This is a genomic window from Butyricimonas sp. Marseille-P2440, from assembly GCF_900091675.1.
GTDB lineage: Bacteria > Bacteroidota > Bacteroidia > Bacteroidales > Marinifilaceae > Butyricimonas > Butyricimonas synergistica.
This window is the reverse complement of record NZ_LT594609.1, coordinates 696,557-715,589: the sequence shown is the minus strand read 5'-3', so window position 1 is coordinate 715,589 and position 19,033 is coordinate 696,557. Positions and strand designations below refer to the sequence as shown.

Genomic DNA, 19,033 nt, shown 5'->3' with positions numbered 1-19,033 from the left:
CCATGATGCTAAAAAATTAAAAGTTGGAAAAGATCATATTGACCGTTTCCAACTTTTAATTTTTAGTTATTGTTTTATAGAGTTATCGCAATGTATCTATAATACGGTGAAGTCGTGTTAAAGTTTCTTCTTTGCCCAGAATTTCGATAATATCGAACAAATGGGGACCGTCGGCAGCCCCGATGATAGCCAGGCGGAACGGGCTCATGACTTTACCGAATCCGATTTCTTTTCCGGTAACCCACTCTCTCACGGCTTCTTCCGTGTTCGGCGAGGTGAAGTCTTCCACGTTTTCTAGTACGCCGACCAATTCCCGCATCAGGGCGGGCGTTTCTTCTTTCCAGAATTTCTTCACGCCCTTCTCGTCATAACTTTGCGGGGCTTTGTAGAAATATTGAGATGTATTGTATATGTCCGCCACGAAGTTTGCTCTTTCCTTTAGCAAGTGGCAAATCTTTTCCAATTTCCGGGTGTCATAAGCGATTCCGTCTTTTACCAGCAACTCGTTCAACAAGGCTGCCAGTTCCGCATCACTTCTTTCCACGAGGTACTTGTGGTTGAACCATTTTGCCTTGTCCGGGTTGAAGCGGGCGCCCGCTTTGTTCACGCGTTCCAGGGTAAATTGCTCGCATAGCTCAGGCAAGGAGAATATCTCTTGTTCTGTACCCGGGTTCCAGCCCAATAGAGCGAGCATATTGATAAAGGCATCAGGCAGATAGCCGTCTTCCTTGTAGCCGTGCCATTTCTCTCCACTCTCCGGATCCGTGAATTCCATGGGGAACACGGGGAAGCCCATTTTATTCCCGTCCCGTTTGCTGAGCTTGCCGTTGCCGACAGGTTTCAGGATCAGGGGCAAGTGCGCGAACTCCGGCATCGTGTCTTCCCAGCCGAAAGCCCGGTACAGGAGCACGTGCAACGGGAGGGACGGCAACCATTCTTCCCCGCGGATCACGTGGGAAATCTTCATCAGGTGGTCGTCCACGATGTTTGCCAAATGGTACGTGGGCATCCCGTCAGCCTTGAATAACACCTTGTCGTCCAGGAGCGAGGTGTTGAAATGTACATCCCCCCGGATGATATCGTGTAATAAAAGGTCTTCATTCTCCGGCATTTTGAAGCGAATCACGTAATTGGCGTTGCTGTCCAACAGGGCTTTTACCTCCTCGGCGCTCATCGTGAGCGAGTTCTTCATGTGTTTGCGGCTTGCCGCGTTGTACATGAATGTTTCTCCTTTTGCCTCGTGAGCGGCACGTTGCGCGTTCAATTCCTCGGCACTGTCGAAAGAATAATAGGCGTTGCCCGACTCCACGAGCTGGAGGGCGTATTGTTTGTAGAGCGGTTTGCGCTCGCTTTGGCGATAAGGTCCGTATTCTCCTCCTACCCCGACGCCCTCGTCTACGGTCAAGCCACACCATTTCAACGATTCGATGATGTACTCCTCGGCTCCCGGCACGTAGCGGGTCTGGTCCGTGTCCTCGATTCTTAAAAGGAAGTCGCCCCCGTTATGGCGGGCGAACAAGTAGTTGAAAAGAGCTGTTCTGACTCCTCCCAAGTGGAGGGCTCCCGTGGGACTGGGGGCAAATCTTACTCTGACTTTTCTATCGGAAATCATATCTTTAGTTTTTATAATGACTGGTTGATCTGTTTAGATCGCCTCTTCCTCGTCTTCTTTGAGCGGGTCTTCTTGTGATTTCTCTTCTTTTTCCCGTTCCAGGAGTTGGCTCAAGAGGCTTTTAGCGTAAGTGACTGCGTAGCGTTCGGCTTCTTTCTTGGAAGGAATGCCGCTCTTGATTTGTTCGGCATAGCTGAATGGGCTGTCGGGACCCTCCGTGAGAACGTAAAGGGTGAAATTACTGTGGCGGTCACGGCTTTTGCTTGTCAGCCCGAACCACATTTCTATTGACTTGTCCTCGAGATATATGTTGCGCTTGAACTTGTACATTATATATTATTTCTGGGAGGGGTCTTGAAATTCATTATTCCGACGGCAATAGCCAATGATGCCATGGCACCGATATTCACGTACACGGCAGTACGGTTACCTCCTTGAAAGAGGCTGAGCGTACTGGAAATCATGATAAGGAATGCTGTTAAAATCAGCAAGTATTTCGCTATTCGCATAAATGTCTTTCTAAAGCGTTTTTAACCGGGTTAGCGTAGATTTCGAGGAATATATTGTTCAATACTGAGCGATTGCCCTCGAGTTTATCCATTTTCTCTGTCATCACGCGGATGAAATTCTCCTTTTCTTTCTCGGTGTATTTGGAGGTAAACTTGTTCGTGCCGTGGAGCAAATCGTAGGCGATGTAGTTATTTTCCCACAACTTGAAGTTTCCCTGTATTCTGGAGTCGACGAAATTTGCCAGGTCGGCGATGCGGTCACCGTTATTATCCCGGGTGTCGATTTCCTCTAGTTCCCGGTCAATCGGGGGAGTGATGGCAAAATGTACCCGTCCCTTGTACCCGGACAAACCTTGTTGCATACTTCTCATGTCTGCGGCAGGTGTCTTGATATATTCGCCCACCGTTTTTTGATATAACTCGTCGGTCTTCAAATCATCACAAGGTTCCCACTCGTAGGAAATGGATACCGGAACAACCCGCAATTCCCGGAAGTTTTCCACGAAGTCTTTCGGGCCACTCATGCGGAACATTTTCAGCAGGCTGTGTTGCGTGCGGTCATCGCCGTTCTTGGTTCTTCCCTCTTTTTGCGCAATCCACACGGAATCCTGGTTCTCGAGGATAACATCGCGTAAGTAGTGGGAACGCAAATTAGCGCTGGTGATCATATCACGCACGGGAAGTCCCCGTTCGATGATAAAGCAGGCATCCAGTTTCACGAGATCCGTCACCCATTTGTTGATCAATAAGTTGCTTCCGATGGCAGCCTCGCAATAGTGGCATCCTTTTTCTGATAACAACACGTTGAGTATTGCTGAATCAAGGATAATATCGCGGTGGTTGGAAACGAACAAGTAACTTTTGCCCGGTTCGATGTATTCCAATCCCGTGGCAGTGACCCCGTCGGTAGTTCCCGCGATCAACCGCTTCATCGTGGGACCGAAGAAACGTTCTTGGAACTCTTTTCTCGTGGTAATACCTTCGAGTTGTTTTTGTATTTTATCTTTATCCACCCTTGTCATTTGGGAGAAAAGAGCCAAAAATTCTTCTGCTTGGCTTAGCCGCTCCACGGCGGCAGGAATCTCTTCCCCTATGTAGGGTCTGATACTATTAAATTGGGAATCCGATGTCATGTCGTAATTTTAAAATTAGAAATCACGTGGCAAATATAGATAAAATGTTTTATAAAAGTGTGTCTGCTAAGCTTATATTCGGTCTAAATGATTGAAAGTCCTTATTTCCCGTGAAATTATGGGCAAGAAAATAGGAGTAAAAATAGAAAAGACGACTTTCGAGAAGTCGTCTTTTTCTATATGAAGATAAAATTTCTTTTATTTTCTACCGGGATAAACTTCTAGGGCTTTTGCCAAAGTTTCCATGGCTCCCTTGAGATCTTCGATCTTTAACACGTAAGCAATTCTGACTTCATCCTTGCCCAAGCCCGGTGTAGAGTAGAATCCGCTTGCCGGGGCTACCATTACGGTTTGCTTGTTGTATTCGAAATCTTCGAGCAACCATTGCGCGAATTTATCGGCATCGTCAATGGGTAATTTTACCACGGCATAGAAAGCTCCTTTGGGTTTCGGGCAAATAACTCCCGGCATTTTGTTGAGGGCTTCTACCATAAAGTCACGTCTTTCGATGTATTCGTTATACACGCTCTCGAAATACTCGGCGGGGGTATCGAGGGATGCTTCAGCAACGATCTGACCGATAGCCGGGGCGCACAAGCGAGCCATTCCGAATTTCAAGGCAGCAGTCATCACTTCTTTGTTGCGGGTTACCAACGCACCCACGCGCAGGCCACACTCGCTGTATCTCTTGGAAACAGAGTCCAGTAAGATCACGTTTTGCTCGATGCCTTGCAATTGCATCGTGGAGAAGTGTTTGTATCCGTCGTAGCAGAATTCGCGATATACTTCGTCAGCGTACAAGTAAAGATCGTGTTTCTTCACGATCGTGGCGAGTTGCTCGAGTTCTTCCTTGGAATACAAGTATCCCGTCGGGTTGTTCGGGTTCACGATCACGATACCTTTCGTGCGGGGGGTAATTACCTTCTCGATCTCCTGAATTGCTGGTAAAGCAAAATTCGTTTCGATAGAAGAGGTTACCGTTTTTACTTTTACACCGCACATCAGGGCGAAAGCGTTGTAGTTAGCGTAGAACGGCTCGGGGATAATCACCTCGTCGCCCGGGTTCAACGTGGACATGAAAGCGATCGTGATAGCCTCTGAACCTCCAGTGGTAATCATGATATTCGTTTCGTCGATATTGATACCGATGTTCTGGTAATATTTAGCTAATTTTTTTCTGTAGGAAAGATTTCCGGCAGAATGGGTATATTCAATTACTTTCTCGTTACAATGTTTTAAAGCTTCGAGAGCGACATCCGGGGTTTGAATATCCGGTTGTCCAATGTTCAAGTGGTACACTTTAATCCCTCTTTCTTTCGCTTTGTCCGCGAACGGAACTAATTTGCGTATCGGCGAAGAAGGCATCGCCATTCCTTTTTCTGAGATCTGTGGCATAAGTTATTCGAGTTTAAATTTAAACGGCACAAATATAGACATATTGACTGATTTTAAATCAATCAGCCAATCTTTTTAATTTATCATGATCTAATAATTTTATTTTTCTTCCTTTAGCTTCAATCAATCCCTCATTCTTGAGGTCAGAGAGTAGGCGGATAAGGGTTTCCGTGGCGGTTCCCACGAAATTACTCAAGTCTTCGCGGGTGATATTCAGTTTCAACGTTCCGTCCTCTTCCACGCCAAAATCGGAGGCAATAAGCAAGAGTATTTCCGCCAATCGGGCTTTCACCGATTTTTGAGCGATATCACGGATATAATGGTTGGCATCACCCAATTCCTCGCAGGCAATTTGCATCATCTCGTAAGCGAATCCCGGGCTATGAGTAATCATGTGCATCAGCGAAGTATTGGGAATGTAACATAACACGCAATCGGAGAGAGTTTCTACCGAGGTGCAAGCCGGTTCGTTACGGATGACGGAGCGAAACCCGAAAATATCGCCTTCTTTTCCGAAGCGGATGATTTGCTCTTTCCCGGCGATTCCGGTCTGGAAGATTTTCACGATACCCGAGAAAAGAAAATAACATCCCTTGATGCGGGAACCCTCGTTGTATATGTATTCGCCTTTTTTGTAAAATTTAATCACGGTATCCGTGAACAAGGCTTTGATGTCCTGGTCGGGCACGTCTTTGAATGTCAGCTTGAACTTGCTGATACATTCCGTAATGTCAGGGATAAAAGCCTCTTCTTTCATATTTTCTATTTATATCGAACAAATAGTTTGGAATATCGATTCGCTGTCGTAACCACACTCCTTGTATAGCTGTTGTTGGGTGCCATGTTCCACGAAATGATCCGGTACGCCGAGGCGTACGACTTTTGCACAATAGCCGTGGTCAGACATGAATTCCAACACGGCGCTACCCAAACCACCCACGATAGTTCCGTCCTCTAAGGTAATGATTTTTTTGAATTTATGAAATACCGAATGAAGTAATTTTTCATCCAGCGGTTTGAGGAAACGCATATCGTAGAACGCTACCGAACGCCCTGTTCCCCTCTCGATGGCTTTAAGAGCCTCGTTCCCGATAGCCCCCAGCGAGAGAATGGCAACCTCCTCGCCTTCGATAAGGCAGCGTCCTTTCCCGATAGCCAATTCTTTGAACGGGGTACGCCATTCAATCATCGTGCCGTTGCCCCGCGGGTAGCGAATGGAAAATGGTCCTTGATCCGGGAGTTGAGCCGTGTACATCATGTCACGCAATTCCTCCTCGTTGAGGGGAGAGGCGATCGTCATGTTTGGGATACAACGGAAACTTGCCAGGTCAAAAACCCCGTGGTGTGTCGCCCCGTCAGCACCTACCAGTCCTCCCCGGTCAAGACAGAACACGACGTTGAGTTTTTGCAGGGCAACATCATGTATCACTTGATCGTATGCCCGTTGCATGAAAGAGGAGTAGATATTACAGAAAGGCACGTAGCCCTGAGCCGCCAACCCTGCCGAGAACGTCACGGCGTGCTGTTCCGCGATACCCACGTCAAAACAGCGGTCGGGCATTTCTTTCATCATGATATTCAACGAACAGCCCGAAGGCATTGCCGGGGTAATTCCCACGATCTTTGGGTTCGTGTGTGCCAATTCCAGTATCGTGTTGCCGAATACGTCTTGAAACTTCGGGGGCGTGTTGCCTTTATTCTCTTTGATAATCTCTCCGGTTTCCTTGTTGAATTTACCGGGGGCGTGCCAGGTGGTCTGGTCTATTTCGGCTTGCTTGAAGCCCTTGCCTTTCACCGTGATGCAATGCAATAGCTTGGGACCCTTGATGCCTTTCAAATCCCGGAGGACTTTAATCAGGTGGTTGACGTCATGCCCGTCCACGGGACCGAAGTACCGGAATCCTAGAGCCTCGAACAAGTTGCTTTGGCGCAACATCAACGATTTTACGCTGTTGTCTATTTTTTGGATAAAGTTACGGGCTCCCGGGCTGATTTTATTGATACGCCCGAGGATATGCCAGATATCTTCTTTTAATTTGTTATAGGTTTTGGAGGTCGTGATGTCGAGAAGGTACTCGTTCATCCCGCCCACGTTGGGGTCGATAGCCATGTTGTTGTCGTTGAGAATGACAAGCAGGTTGGCGTTATTCGTTCCCGCGTTGTTCAATCCCTCGAAAGCCAGTCCCCCGGTCATGGCTCCGTCGCCGATGATTGCCACGGATTGGCGGTCTTCCTCCCCGTTCATCTTTGCCGCTACTGCCATTCCAAGGGCCGCGGAAATAGAGGTGGAGGAGTGCCCCGTGCCGAACGCGTCGTATTTACTTTCGCTTCTTTTAGGGAAGCCGCTGAGTCCCTTGTATTGGCGGTTTGTACAGAAGCTATCCCGTCTTCCGGTAAGTATCTTGTGGGGGTAAGCCTGATGCCCCACGTCCCACACGATATTATCATAAGGCGTATCGAACACGTAGTGTAATGCCACGGTAAGTTCGACAACACCTAATCCTGCCCCAAAATGCCCGGGATGTTCCGAACACTCGTCGATGATTTTTTCGCGTAGTTCCCGGCATAGTTGGATAAGGTCATCCTCGGGTACTTGCTTTAAATCCTCGGGAGAATTTATTGTATCTAATATTCTTTTCTCTTCACTCATGATTCACCCTTGAAAAAAGCCTGAAAGGGAAATTAATACACGATCGTCCCAATATTCTCGCCTGAAATGACTTTTTTTAAGTTACCCGGTTGATCCATATTAAACACGATGATCGGTAAATGATTTTCTTTACACATGGTCGTGGCAGTCAAGTCCATGACCTTCAACCCCCGGTTATATATCTCGTCATACGTGATCTTGTCGAATTTCGTGGCAGTCGGGTCTTTTTCCGGGTCGGCAGTATAGATACCGTCCACGCGGGTTCCTTTGAACATGGCGTCCGCCTCGATCTCAATGGCACGCAGGCTGCTTGCCGTGTCGGTTGTGAAATAAGGATTACCAGTTCCGGCGCTCATGATGGTGACATAACCTTCTTTCAAATATTCCACGGCTTTTGCCTTCGAGTAGAATTCCCCGATTGGCTCCATGCGGATAGCCGTGAGTACTTTGTTCTTGCATCCCTCGTTGTCTAAAGCGGAGCTTAAAGCCAAACTGTTAATTACGGTTGCCAGCATCCCCATGCTGTCGCCTTTCACCCGGTCGAAGCCCTTGTTTGTTCCACTCAGTCCCCTGAAAATATTACCTCCGCCGATGACGATACCAACCTGGACGCCCATCTTCGCGATTTCATGTATTTGACGGGCATAACTTTCCAAACACGTGGTGTCTATGCCATATTTTTGCCCGCCCATCAAAGATTCTCCGCTGAGTTTTAACAAAATTCGGTTATATTGCATATCTTTGTCTGTTTAAATTTTATAACAAAAAACTTAGTTTTTAGTATATATATTTGTACTAGAAATACACGCCGCTCGTTAGCGTAAAACGTAACAACAAAACTAATGATTTTTGTTATAACTATAATTTAATTTGAGAATATAAATTTCACGGCAGATGAATAAAACCGCAAATTACGATCTAACTGTCATAGTTCCAGTGTATAATGAGGAAGGGAATATCCTAAGATTAGAGGAAGAGTTAGGTGAATTTTTAAAAACATCCAAGGTGTCTTCTTGTATATTGTTTGTAAACGATGGCTCGAAAGATGATAGCGAACGCCTCATGCGGGAGGTTTGCGCTCGTAATGAAGGTTTTTTCTTCTTGAATCTTGCCCAAAACGGGGGATTGAGTGCTGCTATGAAAGCGGGTATCGATAACTCTTTTTCCAAATGGGTCGGGTATATCGATGCCGATTTGCAAACGACACCCCAGGACTTCAATAGTTTATTGGAACATGCTGACGAGTACGAGCTGGTTATGGGTATCCGTACCGGGCGAAAAGATAGTTTCGTGAAAAATATGTCATCCCGTATCGCTAACGGCTTCCGCCGCATGATGACACATGATGGGGTAGAGGATACCGGGTGCCCGTTGAAAGTGTTGCGCACGGATTACGCGAAGCGGATTCCATTTTTTACGGGAATGCATCGTTTTCTGCCCGCGTTGATTCAATTGCAACATGCGCGAGTAAAACAAGTTCCCGTGCGTCATTTTCCCCGGATTGCCGGAAAATCAAAATACAACCTGGCAAATCGTCTGGTGGGTCCTTTCAAGGATTGTTTTGCTTACCGCTGGATGCGGAAACGTTATATTAACTATCAAGTTGCGGAAAACAACCTATGATTTACGTTATCGGATTCCTCGCCCAAGTGTTCTTTTCAGCCCGAATACTGTTGCAATGGATTTTATCCGAGCGGGCAAAGAAAGTAATCTCCCCGGCAATATTCTGGCAGTTGAGCATATTGGGGTCTTACCTGTTATTTGTTTACGGTTGGTTGAGGGACGATTTCGCAATCATCTTCGGGCAGATCATATCTTATTACATTTATATCTGGAACTTGAACAAAAAACATCAGTGGAAATGGTTGCCGCTGCTGTTGCGTGTGGTACTTCTGCTTACTCCTATTGCGGCAATCGTGTATATGCTTGAGGACGTGGGCGCCTTTGTCGACCAGTTCTTCCGCAACGAGAAAATACCCTTGTGGTTATTGATTTACGGTTCGATGGGACAGATTATCTTCACGTTGCGTTTTGTGTACCAGTGGATATATTCCAAGCGGAAAGACGAATCGTTGCTTCCGATCGGTTTTTGGATTATCAGCTTGTTCGGTTCTTTGATTATCGTTTCTTACGCTATCTATCGTCGGGATCCGGTTCTGATCCTAGGACAATCCACCGGGCTATTGGCTTACGGCAGGAACATCTATCTCTCCCGTAAGAGTAGTTGTTAAGTGACCCGATTGCGGGTACACTAAATAATATGTTCCAATTTTCTCGTGATGTACATTTTTAAGCCAATTGATGATATTCTCCGAGCGGGATACATCTTTTTCTTTTAAGAAAATCATACAGTCGCCCTGCTCGTAAGTCTTGAACAAAGAATTTTCATCGGAGATCTTTATAGCATCTTCATGCAAATAGACATCCATATTCTCTCCGCTACGGAAGCGATAATAGTAATAATGGTCGATATCCTCTTCCTCGCAAATTTCGTAAGCTTTTTCAGCCATTTCGGATAATCCGATACTTGGGTTGAATTTGGGTAAAGCGAAAGCCCCAGTGAATAGCATGCACAAAATTCCCAACGAAGTATAGTTAATCGCCTTGTATAATTTTTTCCGCAGCAAGAATACAAAAGCTAACAGGCAAAACATGAATAATAGTCCCAAGGCAATCGGAATGAATGTTGAATACGGGAACTCCATTTTGTTTCGGATGGCGAAAGCAACGATAGGGGCAAGCACGAGAGCGACTACCGGGATATACACCGTGAACGCTACCCATTTTTCTTTCATCTTGGGCAATAACAATATCGTCAGATAAGTAAAGAACGGGAATAACGGCAACATATAAATATCTAATTTCGCGCTAAACACGGATAACAATACGAAAGTGGAAGCGATGATCGTGAAGAAAAACTTTTCTTTATCCGTCGTGAGCAGCTTTTTACGGAGGGCAATAATGATGGTTGCCGCGTACAGGAGCGACCATGGGGCAACCGAATACCATATGGTAACCCCGTAATACCAGAATGCCTCCTTGTGGTGGAACGAATCGACAGCCCGGTTGACGGTTTGATTAAAGAGCAAGTTATTTAGGTAGGCAGTTCCGCCTTCCGCGAACACGCAGCCGAACCATATGGCACATAACCCGAGAAGAATGCCCCATTGCTTCCAGCCGAGATACAGCCCGAAGTGGCGGGCTTCCTTTTTCACGATCAAGAAAACGAGGATCGAAACCACGGGGACGATAAACCCGACCGGACCTTTTGAGAATATTGCCATAAAGATATAGAACGGCAGTAGAATGCTATCTATAGGGCGTCCTTTGTCGGAATATTCTTTGTAGAACGTGTATAACGCCAGTAGGATAAACATACACATCAGCATATCCATGCGCAGTACAAGCGCGGAACCGATATAAAGGGCACTCGTGTAGAGCATCAAAGTAGCACTCCAGCGCGAAGTACGGGAAGTTTCCTCCTCCACCCATTTATTCATGATGTGGATGGACACGAGAGCGGGGATAATGGAGAACAGGGAAAGTACAATCATGTGGTATTCGCCAAAGATCCATTTGCTCAGCATAATGAACCAAAAATACAAAGGAGGTTTATCCGCATAGGCTTCCCCTTGATGGTAAAACGCGAAAAGATGTCCGTCACGCAAGGCTTCATCCGCTATGCTCAAGTATTTTAATTCGTTATTTGGGGTAAAATCCCGAAATAATAACACGGGCAGAACTAGAATGAATAGCAAAAAATATGAATATGATTTTATATTTTTCATGATTGTTCGCTATAATTATGTGTGTTACGGAAAAATAAACGGAAAGGTTTTACAAAACCTTTCCGTTTATTTTGGAGTATTAAAATAGTTGGAATAACACGTAAATCCAATGGGCAACCACCCCGGCAACCAGACCGCCTATCGAGTGGGCGATGATGGCTTTGGAAGTTAGTTGGCGGAACCCGAGAGAATCCAACATGGCGGTATGGGTGCTTAAATAACCGCTCCAGCACATACCGATAGCGGTAAACACGGCAATGGCATTGCCATCGATCCAGCCTTGTGCGGCGAAATTCGGTACAAGCCCAAGGGCTGCGCCTACTGCCCCGAGAGCCGTGATCGGGAAAGCAACAAGGTGCGGGTCTTTAAAGCCAAACAGCCATTCAAAAAGAATATTTATCTTGCCGGCAAGGTAGGGAAGGAGTTCCGTTCCCTGGTAAGCAGCTCCGGTAAATCCTTCTGCTGAAGGTCCGAAAGTTAATATCATCACGAATGTGGATATAACCAACACTCCCGGTATAATAGCTATACCAATGTCAACCCCCGAGCGTCCTCCGTCAAGTAAGGCGTCTAAAATGCGTAAAAAAAGTGATTTATTCGAGTTGTCTTCATCTTCTTTGATCTCCACGACTTCTGTTACAGCGCATTCCTCCTTGAAATGAGGATGCGATTTCAGTGTAAAACGTTGCATTAATCGTGTGGATACGATACAACCGCAAAAAGCCCCGAACAACCCGATAAAAGGAGCGGAATAATATCCTTGACCGATCATGAAAACGATAACAAGTAATCCCATTCCAAAAGCTGTACCGAAATTGGTAAGAGATATTAATTGGTATTTTTTGAAATAACTACCGAAACGGTTATCCTTTGCCAGCGAAATGATAGCAGGGTTATCCGACAGGAAGGTCAACACCGCACCCAACGAAGCCGTACCCGGCAAGTTGAAAAGGGGCTTCATCAACGGGCGCAGAATCTTCTCCAAAAGCTTCACGACACCGAATTCCACGAATATACGTCCAAGGGCTCCCGTGATGACACAAATTCCCATTAAATAGAATACAGTATTTAACAGTAAATCATGAGCGGTATTCATGATTGTATTGAGCATATTCGGGATTCCCATGATGGAAGCGATGTAATAGAAAATTCCAACCACGATAATTAGGCATGGAATCCCGGTGGGTATAAATTTCTTCATGATGCTTTCTTCTTAAATTTTATGAGTGATACTTAGAGTTATTTTTTAATGAAATTTATTCTCCAGGTCAATCCTACACTGAGTTGCATGTCATCGGGTTGAAGGGTCCCCTCTGTATGATTATCTCCTGAATAATAGCTGTAATAAGCGTGCAGGCGGACATCTCGCGTGTGAGCGGGATACACTTCCACGCCACCGCCGATATTTGTTATTTTTGTTCCGGGCAACACGCACAAATCTCCCGCGCTTTTGTTTTTATTCGCGTCATGCGAAGCGTTGACCCGCAAGACCACGTGTTCCCCGATTTCTTGCGTTATACTTCCGATGATAGAAAAATCTTTGAACATATCCCCGTCCTTCACTTGTGAACCCGTGGAACGGAGCATAAAATCAACGTTGAAAACAGTCTTTCCTGATTTGAATTGGTTACCGAGAGCGAGGTAACCGATAAAATCGTGTGGTTGATATTCAATTAAATTCGCGGAATAAATCGTGTTCCAGCAACCGTGGCTCCCGTTCCAGGTGAAATTCAAAGCGTAAATATCCCGGCTGCCCTCGATTTGGAATGGCGATTGGCACAATTGCAACGTGAACATATCCTTTCCCCCGTCGAGGAGATAAGAAGCGCTCGCCCCGAATTGATAACAAGCGATATTGTTGCAAAACTCGGATAAAGTATAAATATCGATAGGGGCTAAATCGTACTCGTATCCGCCGATGTTAACGATTTGTTTTCCTGCGGAAAGAGTCCAGTTATTATTGACTGCGTAATTAAGATACACGTAATCAATGGAATTGAAAAAAGAACTTTCCGTGTTTGCTTTATTCAAACGTTGACGATAAGCGTAGGAAAATCCATCCCCGAACGTACCGTTTATTTTTAAATTGACCATGCTTCCCCGGAAGCCGTTATCGGAAGCCGAAGCGGAACCTAGGTTATGCAGGTAATCAACCCGGGCTTCTCCCGTCAGATTAAATCTGTTCTTTTCTTGCGCACACACACTCAATATGCCTGATACAGAGAGTAAAAAGAATGCAAATATTTTTCTCATAAACTAATTTGATTTTGAGCGGCAAAGATAAATTAACTTTCCCGTAAAAGCAATATTAGATTTTGAATTATATGCAGATTGCCACTATTTATCTAATAGATTATTTCTCGTTTCCTATCAAGTGTGATGGTCTATATGTTGAATTTATGCGGTGTTTTACTCCATTACAAAACGTTGCGAATATTTGCTGATCGGATAAATCTTCCGGGTAATTAACTTTAGGCATATCCACCTCTAGGTATTTGCCTATGTTATACAAAACTTGATACTCTTCAATGGTTGTTGGATCGAAAGTTTGAAATATGGGGACAATAAAAGACATGTGTGCGGTGCCTAATTTGTACCCGGAAATGATCTCTCGATCGTGGCTGATGACCTCCACTCTTGTTTCCGTGGGAGAAATAGAATCTAAATGAATTTGCAATCTCATGTTACAGTAGCGTCCCCTTTTCCCTGTTCGATACGTGAAAGATTCTAATACATGGCTTCCTCCTAAAACGAAATCATTTTCATTGCCTACTTTTTCAATGATATCCTCAGCGTAATGTGGATCAATATTTCCATAAGGAGTTCCTTTACCATATAATACCATGTCTCTGAATGTTCCTTTAAATTTTTTTGAAATGGATGTTCTCACGTGTGATAAGGAGTAGTTGAATGTGTAAGCAGTCGGGTTGGGTGTTTTTAACTCTTTTTTCCGGAGTTCCAGCATCCATTTGCTCGCCAATGTCCTGTTTATGGCTACTGTGATTAAGAATAATACGATAATGCTTGCTATTCCTATCATGAATATTTTTATACATTTAACGATGATTCTCATGATATCAATTATTTTCTTCTAAATTTTTGTTATATGCTTCTTCCCACATGGCAATCACATTATCTATTGTTTGATCATCTGCTTCTGGTCGGTTTAGTTCTCTGTAAATAGTTACTGTAACTTTTATGGAATTTCCGACTTGCTCGGGAGAAAGTGCTCCTTTGTCTTGTTTGGCGTGTTCAGAAAAGTTGGCAAGGGAGTAATATTGAAATCCTTTATGCCCGGGGCAAAAGCTATCGACTATTCCATGAATTGCAATCCCTAAGGCGTAAATGGCGTTTGGGTGATTTGTTTCTTTTTTCTCTAAGAACTTAAAAAGGTGTTCTGTTAAATGTTGTTTGAATCGATCTCTTGCAGCCTGTTCTGATAACGTTGCAGATGTTTTCATGGCATGGTAATATGCTTTGGAGGCGAATTGATTGCCTTCTAGTAAATTGTCGCAGTAGTCATTTGCATCAATAAGTATTTTTAGGTCGGTATCGTTTAACCGACATTGGGATTGTATTGCTTCAAGGATGCCGTGGTGTGTTTGGGGATTCCAGGAGCCATTGCCGCTTCCCGGTGTTGAACCCGAGTTAGAGCCTCCTCCTGATCCAGAACTAGAACCACCTTGATTTCCTATTGGCGTGATGATGTGATATTCTAATCGTGGAGCTCCTGGACAATTGCGAAAATCGTTAGCGCATTGATTCATGTAATTTATTAAAAGCGTTTCAAGTGAACCATTGATACCATTATAAAAAGTTAATATGATATTAATTCTTTCCATATCGACACAGATCTCAGGGGTGTTTGCTGTGTTGGATGTTGTTAGGGCTTGGTAGTTCCTTTTGAATATTTTACTTCGTTCTTCTAATCCTAGTGCGTAGGCATGCGTATCATCTGGTAAATAACCTCCAAGATCAATCCAATATTCGATTTCTACAGGATAATATTCTTTTGATATCGAATAAAATGAAGTTTCGTTTTCGATTTCAGTATTTGTTCTTGAAAAACATGTTTCTGCTATGCACAATTTCTCTGTAATTTCTAAACCTTGTTCTTTCCATCTTTTGAAAAATACAAGACAGCTTTTTTGTTGAATTGGTAGTGCGTTATATTTTTCAGAATCTATGAATAAGGGGGCTTTAATTTTAGCTTTCAGGTTAAAATTGTCATGAATTTCTTCATTAATTTGATAGATGATACATCCCTCTACAATATTTGTATTCGTGTTTCGGACGGGTATGGCGTAATGTATTCCAAATCCAAATCCTTGCCCGAAGATAGCGTGGTCGAATAGCAATTCTCTTGCGGGATGTGATAGCGTGAGGTTTAATTCTTCTATCCCTTGATCTCGTTCAATTATTTTAGAAATAAGAAATTTGCCTACGGGGTTAGAACCATTGTAATTTAATATTTTCTGATTTCCCCAATCGTCACCTTCCTCTTTTGCGCATGAAATCAAAATGCTAGTTAGCAGGATGCAAAAAAAGACTTTTTTCATAATTGTGTTTTCAATAATAGTGTTAGTGTTGCAAGTTTAGTGTAAAAAAGCGATTAAGCAAAATTTTATCAAATATTAAAATACGTTTCTCTTGATAATTTGAGTGAGATACAAGTAAAAATAATATTATTGTTTTAAATTTGCCACTTAATCGCAAGTGTAATTTAAAGAGGTTATGCAAAGAAATTATATACACTACCTGTTTATTCTTATTGTTTGTTGGTTCGCTTTCTTCGTGAATAACGGGGCTGTTTATGAGGATATTATGGAGTCGCGTAATTTGGTTACGGCTCACGAGATGATAGAATATGACAATTGGCTGGTGCCTACCATGAACGGGAAACTTCGTTTGGAAAAACCGCCTCTGCCTACTTGGGTGGCAGCCGGGATCGAGTATCTCCAACCTGACAATATCTCTTTGCAAAGGGCGGCAGCCGGAATAATGGCGACCCTCATGGCGTTCTTCCTTTATTTCTTCGCTTCGGCATTAACCAAGAACAGGTTGTTGGGATTGCTCTCCGCTTTGGTATTGGCGACAAGTTTCAATGTCGTTATGGCAGGTCGTGTAGCGACTTGGGATATTTATTGCCATAGCTTTATGCTGGGCGCTATATTCTTTTTCTACAAAGGGATTACCAGCCCGCGGACAGGCTGGGGTTCGTTTGTATGGGCGGGAATATTTCTCGGGTTATCCTTTCTGGGGAAAGGTCCGGTGGCGTTCTATGCCTTGTTACTATCATTCCTGATTAGTTATATCGCTGTGTTCCGTCCCTCCTTCAAGAGAAAAGGATTGCAGATCGTGGTGATGATTTTGATTTTTGCGGCGGTTAGCTTTTGGTGGTACTTGTATTTGTACGTATTCCACAAGGACATGACAACATACGTGTGGGCGAAAGAATCGACAGCTTGGATGGAGCGAAACGTTCGTCCGTGGTATTATTACTGGCAATTCTTCGCGGAATCCGGGATATGGTCGTTATTCCTGTTGACCGGGTTGGTAGGTTGGTTCTGGTTGAAACGAAAGGTGACCTTGAAAAAAGAATATACCTTTGCCGTGTTGTGGACGTTAGTGAGTTTAGTACTTCTCTCGTTCTTCCCGGAAAAGAAAACCCGTTACCTGTTGCCGTTGCTTATTCCAGCCGCTATGGTTGTGGCACACTACGTGGTGTATATCTTTGCTGCCACGAAGGAAAAGGCTCTTACCAAAAGTGATCGGGTAGTCTTCCGGATCAATGCGTTCCTTCCGGCTCTCATTGCTTTGGGAATGCCCGTGGCAATATACTTCCTGTTTTATACAAAAGGGCAAATCGGGCTGATGCTTCTGATTATTGTTTCCATACTTTTCCTTGTTGCGGCTTATTCTATTTTCGCGGGTGGGGTAAGGATGAAATCAATGAAAGTCTTTACAGGGATCGTGTTATTGATGATTCTCGTGGAAACCCTGCTTATGCCTCGTGTTGCCAATATGTTCAACAACACGGAGATCAAGAGCATCAGTGCCGTTAGGAAAATCGAAGAAGTGAATCATCTGCCCTTCTACTACCCGTCGGAAGAAGAATTGCGTATCGAGCTGGTGTACGAGGCTGGACGTCGCATTTTACCTTTGGATATAGCGAAGGATACCACTCTGTTGGATTCGCTTCCGATCGTCTTGGTTTCCGGCAAACCTGCGGCGGAAGTATTGCCTCCCGCGATGTTGGAACGGGTAAACCTTCACTTTATTGACGTTTACGACAACAACACCCGCCCGAAATCCGATAAGAAACGCTACTCCCCGAAATTCGTGCGCTACGTGACGATTTTAGAAAAGAAAGCGGATTATTGATTCTGTTATGATAGTAATGCTTGTTTTAATTCCTCCACAGAACTGATCATTAGTTCCGCTCCGGCTTCGATTAACTCCTCTTTGTCCCCGTAGCCGTATAAAACACCAATACTGTCTATTCCTACTTGTTTGGCTCCGTGAATGTCATGCTTGCGGTCGCCGACCATTACGACTTGGCTCAGGTCGTGAATGTCATTGCTTTCCAGCACGTGGCGGATAACTTCGTCTTTGTGCGACAGGGAGCCGTCGAGCCCGCTGCCCCCGACAAACTTGAAATAGGGGCTGAGGTGGAAGTAGTCGAGAATCTTTTCGGCATAATAGGCAGGTTTCCCGGTTGCCAGCATCACTTGCTTCCCCGCTGCATTCAATTCTTGCAAGAGGGATTCTATGCCCGGGTAAACGGCATTCTCGTATATACCAATGTCGGCAAATCTTTCCCGGTATTTCCGGATGCCTTCTTCTGCTTGTGCTTCATTGAAATGGCCAAACTCCATGAGTGATTCTTTCAAAGGGGGACCGACGAATTTGCGAAGTTGGTTCAAGTCGTCTACTTCAATCCCGAAATGTTTCAGGGCGTATTGAATCGATTTGGTGATTCCTTCCATGGAATCGGTGACGGTCCCGTCGAGGTCTAAAAGAATGTACTTGTAATCTTTCTGCATATTTTCGTGAGTATGAAAGGATAAAAAAACAGGCTTATCGCTAAGCCTGCTTTTTATGTTGACAGATTTGTCGTTTATTAAGCGTTCAACGTGTAACGTAAGAAGCCCGTGACGGTCAAATCTTTATCTGCACTTTGTAAGTACTGTTTCACGGTCATCTTGTTGTCCTGCTCGTAAGTTTGGTTCAACAAGGTAGACTCTTGGAAGAATTTGTTCAAGCGACCTTGAGCAATTTTTTCCAACATATTTTCCGGTTTGCCTTCTTCACGTGCTTTCTCACGACCGATTTCAAATTCGTGATCGATCACGTTCTGCGGAATCCCGTCTTTGTCTACGGCGATAGGAGCCATGGCAGCTACTTGCATCGCGATATTTTTCTTCACTTGGGCGTCAGCGGCTTTGTTGAAACCAACAACGGTTGCTAACATATTTCCCGGGTGAATATAAACCACGCAATCTTCTGCTTTCAAGCTTCCGTAGTAGCTCAATTCCAGTTTTTCGCCGATTACTCCGGTTTGTTCTGAAATTTGGTCGGCGATGCTTCTACCGTCCAATTGGATAGCTAATAATTCCTCCGTGGTGGCGGGCATATTGGCTAAAGCGGCGTCAAGGATGCGAGTGGTAAAACCGATGAATCCTTCGTTTTTGGCAACGAAGTCAGTTTCGCAATTTAATGAAACCATTACTGCGTTCTTACCGTCGGTCTTGGCTAAAACGCAACCTTCTTTTGCATCTCTGTCTGCACGTTTGCTGGCAACAATAAGACCTCTTTTGCGGATGATATCAACGGCTTTGTCGAAATCACCCTCGGCTTCTTGAAGAGCGTGTTTGCAGTCCATCATTCCGGCGTTTGTTGCTTTACGCAACTTCATCACGTCTGCTGCTTTTATTTCCATATTC

At 44.5% G+C, this 19,033-nt stretch carries 18 protein-coding genes; 3 read left to right on the top strand and 15 right to left on the bottom strand.

The genetic code is table 11. The features are described from left to right. Window positions 1–82 precede the first annotated feature (82 nt). The 8 genes from gltX to pyrH form a co-directional block, all read right to left on the bottom strand. Entirely contained in the window at window positions 83–1,612 is a 1,530-nt protein-coding gene (gene gltX / locus BN8899_RS08745; RefSeq protein ID WP_065219121.1) for a glutamate--tRNA ligase, read from the bottom strand. Window positions 1,613–1,645: 33 nt separating this feature from the next. Beyond that, complete coding sequence (locus tag BN8899_RS08740) at window positions 1,646–1,942, bottom strand: hypothetical protein (RefSeq protein ID WP_018337922.1); 297 nt, start codon at window positions 1,940–1,942, stop codon at window positions 1,646–1,648. Beyond that, the gene (locus tag BN8899_RS08735) at window positions 1,942–2,121 is read right to left on the bottom strand and encodes a hypothetical protein (RefSeq protein ID WP_018337923.1); all 180 of its coding nucleotides are present in this window, start codon (window positions 2,119–2,121) and stop codon (window positions 1,942–1,944) included. The genes BN8899_RS08740 and BN8899_RS08735 overlap by 1 nt, the downstream gene beginning before the upstream one ends. Continuing rightward, window positions 2,112–3,254, bottom strand: a complete 1,143-nt coding sequence (locus BN8899_RS08730) for a 1-acyl-sn-glycerol-3-phosphate acyltransferase (protein ID WP_065219120.1) — start codon at window positions 3,252–3,254, stop codon at window positions 2,112–2,114. Before BN8899_RS08730 ends, BN8899_RS08735 begins: the two co-directional genes overlap by 10 nt. 198 nt (window positions 3,255–3,452) lie before the next feature. Beyond that, window positions 3,453–4,649, bottom strand: coding sequence for a pyridoxal phosphate-dependent aminotransferase (locus BN8899_RS08725; RefSeq protein WP_026207555.1), 1,197 nt, complete (start codon window positions 4,647–4,649; stop codon window positions 3,453–3,455). 58 nt (window positions 4,650–4,707) lie between these two features. Further along, window positions 4,708–5,406, bottom strand: coding sequence for a Crp/Fnr family transcriptional regulator (locus tag BN8899_RS08720; protein WP_018337926.1), 699 nt, complete (start codon window positions 5,404–5,406; stop codon window positions 4,708–4,710). A 9-nt stretch (window positions 5,407–5,415) separates the two neighbouring features. Beyond that, entirely contained in the window at window positions 5,416–7,299 is a 1,884-nt protein-coding gene (gene dxs, locus BN8899_RS08715; protein WP_065219119.1) for a 1-deoxy-D-xylulose-5-phosphate synthase, read from the bottom strand. 32 nt (window positions 7,300–7,331) lie between these two features. Next, entirely contained in the window at window positions 7,332–8,036 is a 705-nt protein-coding gene (gene pyrH, locus BN8899_RS08710; RefSeq protein ID WP_018337928.1) for a UMP kinase, read from the bottom strand. Window positions 8,037–8,193: 157 nt separating this feature from the next. On the opposite strand from pyrH, the gene BN8899_RS08705 reads away from it, so the two are divergent. Both BN8899_RS08705 and BN8899_RS08700 read left to right on the top strand, forming a co-directional pair. Then, a complete protein-coding gene (locus BN8899_RS08705; protein WP_026207557.1) occupies window positions 8,194–8,922 on the top strand; it encodes a glycosyltransferase in 729 nt (242 codons plus the stop codon). Continuing rightward, on the top strand, window positions 8,919–9,530 hold the full coding sequence (locus BN8899_RS08700) for a lipid-A-disaccharide synthase N-terminal domain-containing protein (RefSeq protein ID WP_018337930.1): 612 nt from the start codon (window positions 8,919–8,921) through the stop codon (window positions 9,528–9,530). Before BN8899_RS08705 ends, BN8899_RS08700 begins: the two co-directional genes overlap by 4 nt. Here BN8899_RS08700 and BN8899_RS08695 read toward each other — a convergent pair. From BN8899_RS08695 to BN8899_RS08670, 5 genes are all read right to left on the bottom strand, one after another. Continuing rightward, the gene (locus BN8899_RS08695; protein WP_082986967.1) at window positions 9,480–11,087 is read right to left on the bottom strand and encodes an ArnT family glycosyltransferase; all 1,608 of its coding nucleotides are present in this window, start codon (window positions 11,085–11,087) and stop codon (window positions 9,480–9,482) included. The genes BN8899_RS08700 and BN8899_RS08695 overlap by 51 nt on opposite strands. Before the next feature lie 79 nt (window positions 11,088–11,166). Next, window positions 11,167–12,288 (bottom strand): nucleoside recognition domain-containing protein, encoded by a 1,122-nt coding sequence (locus BN8899_RS08685; RefSeq protein WP_018337933.1) that lies wholly within the window; start codon window positions 12,286–12,288, stop codon window positions 11,167–11,169. Between the two features lie 38 nt (window positions 12,289–12,326). After that, window positions 12,327–13,340 (bottom strand): porin, encoded by a 1,014-nt coding sequence (locus BN8899_RS08680; protein ID WP_065219116.1) that lies wholly within the window; start codon window positions 13,338–13,340, stop codon window positions 12,327–12,329. A gap of 100 nt (window positions 13,341–13,440) precedes the next feature. Then, the gene (locus BN8899_RS08675) at window positions 13,441–14,160 is read right to left on the bottom strand and encodes a hypothetical protein (RefSeq protein WP_065219115.1); all 720 of its coding nucleotides are present in this window, start codon (window positions 14,158–14,160) and stop codon (window positions 13,441–13,443) included. 4 nt (window positions 14,161–14,164) lie between these two features. After that, window positions 14,165–15,646 (bottom strand): hypothetical protein, encoded by a 1,482-nt coding sequence (locus BN8899_RS08670; protein ID WP_065219114.1) that lies wholly within the window; start codon window positions 15,644–15,646, stop codon window positions 14,165–14,167. Between the two features lie 175 nt (window positions 15,647–15,821). On the opposite strand from BN8899_RS08670, the gene BN8899_RS08665 reads away from it, so the two are divergent. Then, entirely contained in the window at window positions 15,822–17,471 is a 1,650-nt protein-coding gene (locus BN8899_RS08665; RefSeq protein WP_065219113.1) for an ArnT family glycosyltransferase, read from the top strand. Between the two features lie 5 nt (window positions 17,472–17,476). On the opposite strand, the gene BN8899_RS08660 is transcribed toward BN8899_RS08665, so the two are convergent. Both BN8899_RS08660 and tsf read right to left on the bottom strand, forming a co-directional pair. Then, window positions 17,477–18,133 carry an HAD family hydrolase gene (locus BN8899_RS08660; protein WP_065219112.1) on the bottom strand — a complete coding sequence of 219 codons (657 nt, stop codon included), beginning with the start codon at window positions 18,131–18,133 and terminating at the stop codon, window positions 17,477–17,479. Between the two features lie 77 nt (window positions 18,134–18,210). Continuing rightward, window positions 18,211–19,029 (bottom strand): translation elongation factor Ts, encoded by an 819-nt coding sequence (tsf, locus tag BN8899_RS08655; protein ID WP_065219111.1) that lies wholly within the window; start codon window positions 19,027–19,029, stop codon window positions 18,211–18,213. Window positions 19,030–19,033: the final 4 nt, after the last annotated feature.